This window comes from Promicromonospora alba, from assembly GCF_042654905.1.
GTDB lineage: Bacteria > Actinomycetota > Actinomycetes > Actinomycetales > Cellulomonadaceae > Promicromonospora > Promicromonospora alba.
Map to the genome: position 1 here is coordinate 1 of NZ_JBHSFI010000007.1, position 11,612 is coordinate 11,612.

General features: G+C 71.8%; 10 protein-coding genes. 8 read left to right on the forward strand and 2 right to left on the reverse strand.

All coding sequences use genetic code 11. The features are described from left to right. Nucleotides 1–1,656 (forward strand): zf-HC2 domain-containing protein (locus tag ACFO6V_RS21560; protein WP_377139203.1); only part of this gene is annotated, 1,656 nt, incomplete at its 5' end. Nucleotides 1,657–1,847: 191 nt separating this feature from the next. After that, nucleotides 1,848–2,642: an SDR family NAD(P)-dependent oxidoreductase gene (locus ACFO6V_RS21565; RefSeq protein ID WP_377139206.1), complete on the forward strand. Its 795-nt coding sequence runs from the start codon at nt 1,848–1,850 to the stop codon at nt 2,640–2,642. A gap of 40 nt (nt 2,643–2,682) precedes the next feature. On the opposite strand, the gene ACFO6V_RS21570 is transcribed toward ACFO6V_RS21565, so the two are convergent. Further along, nucleotides 2,683–3,603, reverse strand: coding sequence for an alpha/beta hydrolase (locus ACFO6V_RS21570; protein WP_377139209.1), 921 nt, complete (start codon nt 3,601–3,603; stop codon nt 2,683–2,685). A 104-nt stretch (nt 3,604–3,707) separates the two neighbouring features. Between ACFO6V_RS21570 and ACFO6V_RS21575 the strand changes: the two genes are divergently transcribed. From ACFO6V_RS21575 to ACFO6V_RS21600, 6 genes are all read left to right on the forward strand, one after another. Further along, entirely contained in the window at nt 3,708–4,301 is a 594-nt protein-coding gene (locus ACFO6V_RS21575; protein ID WP_377139212.1) for a TetR/AcrR family transcriptional regulator, read from the forward strand. Between the two features lie 114 nt (nt 4,302–4,415). After that, on the forward strand, nt 4,416–5,498 hold the full coding sequence (locus ACFO6V_RS21580) for a LacI family DNA-binding transcriptional regulator (RefSeq protein ID WP_377139215.1): 1,083 nt from the start codon (nt 4,416–4,418) through the stop codon (nt 5,496–5,498). 174 nt (nt 5,499–5,672) lie between these two features. Next, nucleotides 5,673–6,623: a sugar phosphate isomerase/epimerase family protein gene (locus ACFO6V_RS21585; RefSeq protein ID WP_377139676.1), complete on the forward strand. Its 951-nt coding sequence runs from the start codon at nt 5,673–5,675 to the stop codon at nt 6,621–6,623. Continuing rightward, nucleotides 6,620–8,428 (forward strand): dihydroxyacetone kinase family protein, encoded by a 1,809-nt coding sequence (locus ACFO6V_RS21590; protein ID WP_377139218.1) that lies wholly within the window; start codon nt 6,620–6,622, stop codon nt 8,426–8,428. Before ACFO6V_RS21585 ends, ACFO6V_RS21590 begins: the two co-directional genes overlap by 4 nt. Continuing rightward, nucleotides 8,425–8,892 carry a ribose-5-phosphate isomerase gene (locus ACFO6V_RS21595; RefSeq protein ID WP_116674828.1) on the forward strand — a complete coding sequence of 156 codons (468 nt, stop codon included), beginning with the start codon at nt 8,425–8,427 and terminating at the stop codon, nt 8,890–8,892. The genes ACFO6V_RS21590 and ACFO6V_RS21595 overlap by 4 nt, the downstream gene beginning before the upstream one ends. Beyond that, a complete protein-coding gene (locus ACFO6V_RS21600) occupies nt 8,889–9,839 on the forward strand; it encodes a 3-hydroxyacyl-CoA dehydrogenase family protein (protein ID WP_377139221.1) in 951 nt (316 codons plus the stop codon). Before ACFO6V_RS21595 ends, ACFO6V_RS21600 begins: the two co-directional genes overlap by 4 nt. Before the next feature lie 76 nt (nt 9,840–9,915). Here the strand turns inward: ACFO6V_RS21600 and ACFO6V_RS21605 are convergent, their stop codons facing one another. Continuing rightward, nucleotides 9,916–11,442 (reverse strand): alanine/glycine:cation symporter family protein, encoded by a 1,527-nt coding sequence (locus ACFO6V_RS21605; protein ID WP_377139224.1) that lies wholly within the window; start codon nt 11,440–11,442, stop codon nt 9,916–9,918. Nucleotides 11,443–11,612 lie beyond the last annotated feature (170 nt).

Below are 11,612 nucleotides of genomic sequence, written 5' to 3' on the forward strand. Positions count from 1 at the left end.
ATCCTCCTGGAACGCCACGTCCACGACCGTGCGGTCGCCGACATCGCCACCAACCTCGGCGTGCGGCCCCACGCCGTGACCATGCGGTTGCGCCGGGCCGAAGAACGCCTCGCCGGCGCGTTCGCCGCAGCCCACGCCCAAGGCGTCAACGAACCCGAGTGCCGCAGCACCCGCGCCGCCATGCACGACTACCTCAAGGACCGGCTGCTCCCCCGCCGTCGCGCCCGGTTCGAGGTCCACATGGACGGGTGCGCCGAGTGCACCAGGGCGTTCGTCGACGTCCGCGAGGTGTCCTGGATGCTCCGCGACCTCGGACAGCACGTCATCGCGGGGGCGGTCGCCACCGGAGCCCTCGGCGCTGCGGTCGGCGGAGCAGCGGCCGGGGCGGCGGGTGGAGCAGCGGGCGGAGCGAGCGCGGGCGGGGCAGGCGCAGCGGGGGCGGGCGCGCCGCGCCCGTTCGGCAAGAAGGAGGCGGCGATCGCCGCGGGTGTGCTCGCGGCGCTCGCCCTCGGGGGTGGTGCCGCCGCGCTCGTCGCCAATCAGGCTGATCCGCCAGCGGCTGAGTCTGCTCCGGTTCCGGGCGCTGGTGGGGCTGGCGGTGGCGGTGCTGGTGGCGGTGCTGGCGGTGCTGGTGCTGGCGGTGAAGGCGCTGGTGGTGGCGAGGGTGCTGGCGCGGGCGACGAGGGCGCAGGCGGCGGTGCTGTTGGTGAAGGTGCCGGTGCTGATGGCGCTGGCGGTGAGGGCGATGGTGTTGATGGTGGCGGCGAGGACGTTGCTGGCACCGGCGAAGGTGCTGGGACCGGTGGTGCCGGCGAGGGCGCCGGTGGTTCCACTGAGGGCGATGGTTCCAGTGAGGGCAGCGATACCGGCGGCGGCGGCGATGCCAACTCCGGCACTGGTGGCGGCGCAGAGGGCGGCACTGGTGACGATGGCGTGAGCGAGGGTGATGGCGCAGGTGACGCGGGTGCGGGTGACGGTGGCGCGGGTGACGGTGGCGCGGGTGCAGGCGACGGAACAGGCGGGTCCGGCGACACGAGCAGCGGTGGTGACGGCGGTGACGGCGGTGGCGGTGGTGGCGGCTCAGCGAACGGTACGAACAGCCCGCCCGAAGGCGGAGCTGGGCCTGACTCTCGACCCGGGACCAACTCCTTCGAGGGCGACGGCACTGAGGGTGGCGGTGCCGACGGTTCCGGAACCGCCAACGACCCGCTCCCCGATATCGGCGCGACGGTGACCGACTGGCTCGCCGAGTTTGGCATCGGCGGGGAGCCGTCCGACGAGCAGGACAGCGGATCGGACAACCCCGGAACCAGCTCCGCCGACGGCGGTGACACGGGCGGGAGCGACGGGAACGGCGAAGACGAGGGCGGGAGCGGTTCGGGCAGCGATAACGCCGGCGGGCGGTCCGCTGCAGGAGGCGATCCGAACAGCGGTGGCCGGGACGGAACTGGCGACGGCACTGGCACCGGCACCGGCACCGGCACCGGCACCGGCACCAACGACGGCAGCACGACCGCCGACGGCGCGGAGATCGGCATCGGGGCCGAGGTGACGAACTGGCTCGGCAAGCTCGGCGCCATCGGGATACCCGGCTTTCTGCTGATCGTCCTGATCCTGTGGCTCTGGGAGCGGTGGACCCGCGCAGAAGAGGGCTAGGGGCTCGGTCCACAGCGGCGACGACGAGCGCGACGACCGCCTCGGCAGCTGTCCCGTCACCGGTTCTCTGGGCGGGGTCCGCTGTTCCGGAAGGTGCCAGGTAGGCCGGAATATGTTCGGCTGGAGACCGGTTCTGCGGGCTGTGCTGGATGTTCAGCCAGCCTGGGTGACCTAGACAGCAAGGGGACAACATGCGCATCGATCTGACCGGCAGGACCGCGCTCGTGACCGGCTCGACCCAGGGCATCGGCCGCGCGATCGCCGCCACGCTCGCCGACGCGGGCGCCCGGGTGGCGATCAACGGGCGCCGCGCGGAGGGCGTGGCGGACACCATCGCCGAGCTCCGGGCGGAGTCCGCGGACCGCGAGCTGGTCGCCGCGGCCGGCGACGTCACCACTGCGGACGGCGCCGCGGAGGTGCTCGCCGCCACCGGCGACGTCGACGTCCTGGTCAACAACCTGGGCATCTTCGGCAGCGTGCCGCCGCTCGAGATCGACGACGACGAGTGGCGCAGGTACTTCGACGTCAACGTGCTCGCCGCCGTCCGCCTGATCCGCTCCAGCCTGCCGGGCATGACGGCGCGCGGCTGGGGGCGCGTGCTCAACATCGCGAGCGACTCCGCGATAGTCATCCCCGCCGAGATGATCCACTACGGCGTCTCCAAGACGGCGCTGCTGGGCGTCTCCCGCGGCTTCGCGAAGGAGGCCGCGGGCACCGGCGTCACGGTCAACTCAGTCATCGCCGGCCCGACGCACACCGGCGGGGTCGAGAAGTTCGTCTACGAGCTCGTGGACCCGGCCCTGCCCTGGGACGAGGCCCAGCGCGAGTTCATGCGGCTGCACCGCCCGCAGTTGCTGCTCCAGCGGCTCATCGAGCCGGAGGAGATCGCGAACATGGTCGCCTACCTCAGCTCACCGCTCGCCTCGGCGACGACGGGCGCCGCCGTCCGGGTCGACGGCGGATACGTGGACTCGATCCTCCCCTGACTCCCCTCGGGCAACCCGGACACCGGCCCGGCCCGGCGCCTCAGCCGAGCCGCTCCCGCAGCCAGCGGTGCGCCCGGCCGAGATAGGCCACCGACACCTCGGCCTCCGCGCCGAGGGACTCGAAGGCGTGCGGGCCGCCAGGGACCACGTCGAACGTGGTGGGGACGCCGTCGGCCGTCAACCGTTCCGCGTACGCCTTGTTCTCGTCGTGGAAGAGGTCGATGTCGCCCGTGCCGATCCACGCGGGCGGGAGGCCTGTGAGGTCCGGGCGCCGCGAGGGAACCGCGTGGTCGGGCACCTCTGACGCGCCTGCTGTGCCGAGGTAGGCACTCCAGCCCGTCCGGTTGGAGCGGTTGTTCCAGAGGATGTGCCGGACCGCGTCCAGCTCGCGGTTCGCGGCGGTCCGGTCGTCGAGCATCGGGCAGAACAGCCACTGCGCCACCGGCTGGGTGCCGCGCTCGTCGTGGATGCGCTGCACGAGCGCCGCGGCCAGTCCCCCGCCTGCGCTCTGACCGCCGACCGCGACACGCTCGGGGTCGATCCCGTGCGCGGCCGCGTTCTCCTGCAACCAGTCCCAGGCGTCCAGGCAGTCGTCCAGCGGCAGCGGGAACGGATGCTCGGGTGCCAGCCGGTATTCCGCCGAGACGACGACCACGCCGAGCTCCTGAGCGGTGGCGAAGCACGCGCGGTCGTCCTGGGCCGCGGAGCCCATGACGAAGCCCCCGCCGTGGATCCACAGCAGCGCGGCACCGGATCCCCCACCCGCTGGGGTGTAGACGCGTACGCCACCGGCGTTGCCGAACCGGACCTTCTCCAGGGTCATCCCCGCCGGCGCCCTGCCGTCGGGGATCTGCAGCGGCAGGCGTTGCAGGAGCCTGAGCAGCGCCGGGCTGCTCGCCGGCGTCGTCCGCATGAACCAGTAGGCCCGCCGGAGCTCCGGGTTCACCTCGGAGAGCTTCATGTCGTCGCTCCGATCACAACAACCACTTCGTCAGCCATGGTGCTCCCTCGTGACTATCGAGACTTCGCGTCTCGTAAGTGCAGCGTAGCCCATAGGATCGGCACATGACAGCCACGAGGACCGGGCGCCCGCGGAGCGAGGCGACGCGGCTGGCCATCCTCCAGGCCGCCGCGACCCTCACCACGGAGCTGGGCTACGACCACGTCACGATCGACGCGATAGCGTCGCGCGCCGGGGCCGGCAAGCAGACGATCTACCGGTGGTGGTCGGCCAAGTCGATGGTCGTCGCGGACGCCGTCATCGAAGGCCTCCTCCGACTCCCCGCCCTGGACCTCCCCGACACCGGCGACCTGAGCGCCGACCTCAAGGCGTGGACCACCGCGTCGGCAGCCAAGATGGGCGACTCCCGCTTCCTGCAGGTGGTCCGCGCGCTGGTCACGGCGGCGACGGGCCCCGAGCAGGACGCGAGCCGGCTCTACGAGCACATCATGCGGCCGACCTACGAGCCCCTGGTGGCCCGGCTCAGGCGGGGGCAGGACGCCGGCCAGCTGAGCACCGCCGTCAGCGCCGAGTCAGTCGCCGACGCACTGCTCGGCACCCTGCTCTTCCGGGCGCTCGCCCGGCTCCCGATGCCCGAGACGATGACGGGGATCATCGACGCCCTACTAGCTCCCCCTCCCCCGCCGTCCTCCTCGTAGCAGTACTTCGAAATATTTCGAACGCACTACCCCATCGCTGCCCCTCGCCAACGGCAGTGTTCTCTTCGTCGAAAACGTTGCCCATCCGGCCGCCGCTGGGCTAGATTCGAAGGCGTGCCAGCGAAATATTTCGAAAGAACTGCGGGCAAGCGGCCCACCCTCGCGGACGTCGCCGGGTCCGCCGCCGTCTCGATGCCGACGGTGTCCAAGGTGCTCAACGGACACTCCGACGTCGCCGTGGAGACCCGCGCACGGGTCAAGGCGGCGATCGAGGAGCTCGGCTACGTGCGCCGCGGCACGCGCGGACCGCTGGCCCAGCGCAGCATCGAGGTGATGGCGGACCAGCTCACCACCCCGTACGCGATGGAGGTGCTGCGCGGGGTGACCGACGCCGCCGAGACGGCCGACGCCGACATCGTCATCAGCCGCTTTCACCGGGCGGCGCCCGACACCGGCTGGCTGGCGCCGGGCGACTGGGCACGCCGTCTGTCGAGCGCCGGTCGCACCGGGGCGATCATCCTCACGGCGGAGCTCAGCCCCGAGCACGTCTCCGGGCTGAGCCAGGAGCACCTGCCCGTCGTGGTCATCGACCCGCTCGACCTGACCAACCCGGACGTCCCGAGCGTCGGATCGACGAACTTCACCGGCGGCATGTCGGCGACAGAACACCTGCTCGGCCTCGGCCACCGGCGGATCGCCGCGCTCGGCGGGCGCCCGCAGTCGGTCGCGGCGACCGCCCGCGTGCACGGGTTCCGGGCCGCGCTCGCCTCGGCGAACGTCCCCGTCGACGAGGAGCTCGTGGAGTTCACGGGCTTCGACTACGACTCCGGCTTCGCGGTCGCCGACCGCTGGTTCCGGTCCGGCCTCCGGCCGACCGCGATCTTCGCGGCCAGCGACACCCAGGCCATGGGGGTGCTCGCGGCGGCCCGCCGGCACGGGCTCGACGTGCCGCGCGACCTGAGCGTCGTCGGCTACGACGACACCTACCTCGCGGCGTGGTCCACGCCGCCGCTCACCGCGGTCCGGCAGCCGCTGTGGGAGATGGGGCGCGTCGCGCTGGACAGCGTGCTGGCCCTGGCGGCCGGCCAGGAGCCGGTCTCGCGCCACATCGAGCTCGCGACCGAGCTGGTGGTCCGCGGCTCGACCAGCCCACCCGCCGACAGCCCACCCGCCGACAGCACGCCCGCCGAACAGTAGCCATTCCACCAACGAGGGCACGACCCGGCTCAACGGAGACCGGCGTGCCCAGAACGGAGGTCAGAGTTGACCACGGAACAGACCACCACGCCTGACCGGACGGCGTCCGGCGGCACCGGGAAGCCGGGCGGCACCGACCAGCCGGACAGTCGCCTCCTCGCGGCCGACTGGCCGATCGCGGCCAGCACCCTGCCGTTCCCCGCGGTGACGCCGGACGGCCGGTCCGCACAGGACGACCCCGCTGTGTGGCACGAGGTGTTCACCGACATCGCCGACGCCGGGTTCGACCACGTCGACCTGACGGACTCCTGGTTGCGGCCGGGAGACCTGGACGGTCCAGCGCTCGACCGGCTCGCCGGCACGGCGCGGGACCTCGGCCTCGGCCTGGCCTCGGTCTCGGCGATCCGGCGCAGCGTGATCGACACGAAGGACGGCGACGCCAACCTCGCCTACAGCCACCGCACGATCGACGCGGCGGCCGCGCTGGGCATCGGCGTCGTCTCGGTGGGCCTGCACCAGGCACTGACCCCGCAGCAGAAGGAACAGCTGTGGTTCTGGACCGCTCCCGGACACCACGACGACCCGGACGACTGGCCCCTGGCCGTGGCCCGCTTCCAGGAGCTGGGCCGGCATGCCGCCGAGGTGGGCGTGCTGCTGTCCCTGGAGATGTACGAGGACACGTTCCTCGGCACCGCCGACTCCGCCGTCCGCCTGATCGAGGACATCGGCCTGCCCGAGGTGGGCCTCAACCCGGACATCGCGAACCTGGTCCGCCTGCACCGGCAGGTCGAGCCGTGGCAGGAGCTGGTCGAGAAGACGCTCCCCTTCACGAACTTCTGGCACGTCAAGAACTACTCGCGCGACGAGGACCTGGAGCGTGACGCCTACTTCGCCGTGCCCGCCCCCATGCAGTTCGGCCTGATCGACTACCGGTCGGCGTTCCGCACGGCGCTGGCGAACGGCTTCCAGGGCGTGATCTGCACGGAGAACTACGGCGGCGACGGGCTCAGCGTCTGCGCGGCCAACCGCGACTACCTCCGCCGGCACGTGCTGCCCAAGCGGCACGGCTACGCGCTCGGCACCAGCCGGGTGCGCCAGCCCGGCCTGACCGGAGCGGCCCGATGACGCGGGTGCTCGACACCGCCGAGGGCTTCGTCCAGGACGCCCTGGCCGGGTTCGCCGCCGTGCACGGCGACCTGGTCCGCAGGGTCGACGGCGGTGTGGTGCGGGCCGACCCACTGCCGGACGGTCACGTCGCGGTCGTCGTGGGTGGCGGGTCGGGGCACTACCCGGCCTTCGCCGGAGTGGTCGGCGCGGGGCTGGCCGCCGGCGCCGTCTGCGGCAACGTCTTCACGTCGCCGTCGGCGGGACAGGCCTACCGGGTCGCCCGCGGGGCCGACGCCGGGGGCGGCGTGCTGTTCAGCTACGGCAACTACGCGGGCGACGTCCTGCACTTCGGCGCGGCGCAGGAGCGGCTGCGCGCCGAGGGGATCGACACGCGCACCCTCCTGGTGACGGACGACATCGCGAGCGCCCCGGCCGACCGGATCGCCGACCGGCGTGGCATCGCGGGCGACTTCGTGGTGTTCAAGGTGGCCGGCGCGGCCGCCGAGCGGGGCGACTCGCTCGACGAGGTGGAACAGCTCGCGATCGCGGCGAACCACCGGACGCGGACCCTGGGGGTGGCATTCGGCGGGTGCACCTTCCCCGGAGCCGACGGCCCGCTGTTCACGGTCCCCGAGGGCATGATGTCGGTGGGGCTGGGCATCCACGGGGAGCCGGGGATCCGGGACGTGCCGATGGGCTCGGCAGACGAGATCGCCGAGATCCTGGTGTCCGAGCTGCTGGCAGACGTGCCTGAGGACCGTGGCGACCGGGTCGCCGTCCTGGTCAACGGGCTGGGGACCGTCAAGTACGAGGAGCTCTTCGTGCTCTACGGCCAGGTCGCCGCGCGGCTCGGCCACGCGGGCCTGACCGTCGTCGAACCGGAGTGCGGCGAGCTGGTGACGAGCCTGGACATGGCCGGTGTCTCGGTGACGCTGTTCTGGCTCACGGACGAGCTCGAGGAGCTCTGGCGGGCTGCCGCGTACACGCCCGCGTACCGCAAGGGGCGCGTCGAGCGGCACTCCTTCCCCGGCGGGGCCGACGGCGCACGTGCCGCCGCGAGCGCCGACCCGGCGCCGTCCGGCTCCGAGCCGATCGAGACCGCCTCGCCCGCGTCGGTCGCGCGGGCCGACCGCGCGCTGGTCCTGCTGGCGGCGATGCGGGTGACGCTCCACGAGCACGAGGACGAGCTGGGCCGCATCGACGCGATAGCGGGCGACGGCGACCACGGCGTCGGCATGCGCCGCGGGATCGACGCGGCGCTCGACGCGGCGACCGCTGCCCGGGACTCCGGCCTGAGCACTGTGCTGCGAGCCGCGGGCGAGGGCTGGAGCGAGATCGCCGGCGGCACGTCGGGCGCCCTGTGGGGCGCGGCGCTGACGTCGCTCGCGCCCGCGCTCGACCGGGACGACGTGAGCGTGGCCCACGTCGCGGCCGCCGCCCGTGCCGCCCTGGACACGGTGGTGCGGCTGGGCCGGGCGACGGTGGGTGACAAGACCATGGTCGACGCGCTCGTGCCGTACGTCGAGCGGCTGGAGGCCGCTGCGGCCGCCGGTCTGCCGCTGGTCGATGCGCTTGCCGCTGCGGCCGCGGACGCCACGGCGGCCGCTCGGGCGACCTCCGAACTGCGGCCCGCGCTCGGCAGAGCCCGGCCGCTCGCCGAACGGAGCCTCGGCCATCCCGACGCCGGTGCCACCTCGTTGGCGCTCGTGCTGACCGCCGTCACCCAGACCGCCATCACGCAGACCAGCATCACGCAGACCAGCATCACGCAGACCAGCATCGCTCAGACCAGCATCGCCCGGACAGAAGGACGTACCCCATGACCGACCGGTTGCGCCTCGTCGTCGGCAGCGACGACGCAGGCTTCGAGTACAAGGACGCGCTGAAGGCGCAGCTCCTGGCCGACCCGCGGGTCGAGTCGGTGACCGACGTCGGGGTGAGCGGCGAGGAGCACACGGACTACCCGCACGTCGCGGTCGACGCCGCCCGCCGGGTCGCGGCGGGCGAGGCCGACCGGGCCCTGCTGTTCTGCGGCACGGGCCTCGGCGTCGCCATCGCGGCGAACAAGGTGCCGGGCATCCGCGCGGTGACCGCGCACGACAGCTACTCGGTGGAACGGGCCGTCCTGAGCAACAACGCCCAGGTGCTGACCATGGGGCAGCGCGTGATCGGGCTGGAGCTCGCCAAGCGGCTCGTCTCGGAATGGCTCGGGTACCACTTCGACGAGGCCTCGCCGTCGGCCCGGAAGGTGGCGTCCATCGGAACGTACGAGGAGGAGAACGCATGAGCGAGCACATCGCGATCGTCGGGTCGGGGTACATGGGGGGCGGCATCGGGCAGGTGCTCGCGCTGGCGGGCAACGAGGTGCGGCTCGCCGACGTCTCGGCGGAGGTAGCGGCGGGCAACCTGGAGCGGATCCTGCGGGAGACCGCGGAGTTCGAGAAGGAGGGCCTGTTCCCGGAGGGCGCCACCGAGACGGTCCGGGCCCGGCTGAGCGCCGCGGCGTCCGTCGAGGAGGCGGTGGAGGGCGCCCGGTTCATCGAGGAGGCGGTGCCGGAGATCCTGGAGCTCAAGCACGCGACGCTCGCCCGGATCAGCGCGGCCAACCCGACGGCGATCATCGGCAGCAACACGTCGACCATCTCGATCACGCAGCTCGCCGAGCAGGTCAGCGCGCCCGAGCGGTTCCTGGGCGTGCACTTCAGCAACCCGGCGCCGTTCATCCCCGGCGTCGAGCTCATCCCGCACGCCGGGACCTCCGAAGCGGTGCTCGAGCCGGTCGAGGCGCTGCTGGCGCAGGTCGGCAAGCGCAGCGCGCGGCTGACGGACGCCACCGGGTTCGTGCTCAACCGCCTGCAGTACGCCCTGTTCCACGAGGCGACCAAGCTCGTAGACGAGGGCGTCGCGTCGGTCGAGGACATCGACATGATCGCCCGGACCACCTTCGGGTTCCGGCTCCCGTTCTTCGGGCCGTTCGCGATCGCCGACATGGCAGGGCTCGACGTCTACGCGTTCTGCTATCGCTCGCTGCAGACGACGTTCCCCGAGCGGTTCGCGACCCCGCCGATCCTCCAGGAGCGGGTCGACGCGGGACACCTCGGCACCAAGAGCGGCGGCGGTTTCCGCACAATCGACCCGGAGCGGACGGCGGAGCTGGTCGCCTACCGCAACAAGGCCTACGCCCGCATGCAGGACCTCCTGACCGACCTAGGCCCCTCCCCCCTGGACGACTGACCGCTGAGTGCTGGGTATTCGCCCTTTCTGACGGCGCAGAAGGGCAAATACCCAGCACTCAACGGTCTCGGGCGGGCTACTTCTTGGCGGCCGTGGCCTCTTGGCGGTGGTCGGCGCGGTCTTCCCAGAAGGTCGCGTTCTCGATGCCGAGCCGCCGCGGGTCGAACTGCGGGTCCAGGCCCCGCTTCTTCTGCTCGCGGTAGTCCTTGAGCGCCTTCAGGGCGGGGCCCTGGAGGAAGAGGATGCCGATGATGTTCAGCCAGGCCATCGAGCCCACACCGATGTCGCCGAGGCCCCAGGCCGCGCCGGCGGTGGTCACGGCGCCGTAGGCCACCGAGACGAGCACCAGCGCCTGCAGCACCCGCAGCAGGCCCCGCGCGACGAGACGGTTCTTCATCTTGCGGGTGAGGTAGGTCAGGTTCGTCTCGGCCATGTAGTAGTACGCGACGATCGTGGTGAACACGAAGAACGCGAGCACGATGGCGATGAACGACGGGCCGGCGCCCGGGAACACCGAGTCCAGGCCCTGCTGCACGAAGCCCGGACCGGGCTCGACGTCGACGCTCAGGCCGCCGTGGCCCTCGTGGATCGTCTCGCTCGGCCAGGTCTCCCCGGCGAAGGTGTTGAACATGCCCGTCGAGATGATGATGAACGCGGTAGCGGAGCAGACGAACAGGGTGTCGACGTACACCGCGAAGGACTGCGCGAAGCCCTGCTTGGCGGGGTGCGAGACCTCGGCGGCGGCAGCGGCGTGCGGTCCGGTGCCCTGGCCGGCCTCGTTGGAGTAGATGCCGCGCTGCACGCCCCACCGGACGGCCAGACCGAGGATCGCTCCGAACACCGGCTGGACACCGAACGCGCTGCCGAAGATCAGCTCGAACACGCGGGGGATCTCGCTGAAGTTCATGAAGAACACGATGGCCGCGATGAGGATGTAGAGCAGGGCCATGGTGGGAACCACGATCACGGCGAAGTGCGCGATGCGCTTGACGCCACCGATGACGATGAAGGCCAGCAGGATCACCAGGCCGACGGCGGTGACCCAGGTGGGCACGCCCCACGCGGTGTTCATGGCCGAGGCCATGCCGTTGGCCTGGACGCCCGGCAGGAAGAAGCTCATCGCGAGGATGGTGACCGCCGCGAAGACGATCCCGTAGGTCAGCGACAGGCCACGGGCCTTGTGCTTGTACGCCTTCTCGAAGTAGTACGCCGGGCCACCGCGGTACTCACCGGTGTCCGGGTCCTTCTCCTTGTAGATCTGGCCGAGGGTGCACTCGATGAACGAGGTGGCTGCGCCGAGGAACGCCGAGGTCCACATCCAGAACACCGCACCCGGGCCGCCGAAGGCGATGGCCGTCGCGACGCCGCCGATGTTGCCCATCCCCACGCGACCCGCGAGCGACATCATCAGCGACTGGAACGAGGAGGTGCCGTTCTCCGACTTCTCGCCCCTCTTGAGCTGGCTGAGCATGTCGGGGATGTGCCGGACCTGGAGGAACCCGGTGCGGAGGGAGAAGTACAGACCGGCGAGGAGGCAGAGGGCGATCAGCGGGATCGACCAGATCAGCTCGTTCGCGGCGACTATGCGGTCAGCGAAGCTCATAGGTGCTCCAGGGTCGGAGGATTCGGACATGCGCACGGGTGAAAAAGACCTGCCGCCCGCGGGCGGCACACTAACGTGCGCGCGCGTTCCGGCACGAACGCGCGCACACCCACGCCCGCCACCGCGCACCGGACCGCCGAAAGAAAGGTGAAAGTGGCGGTGAACTTCTC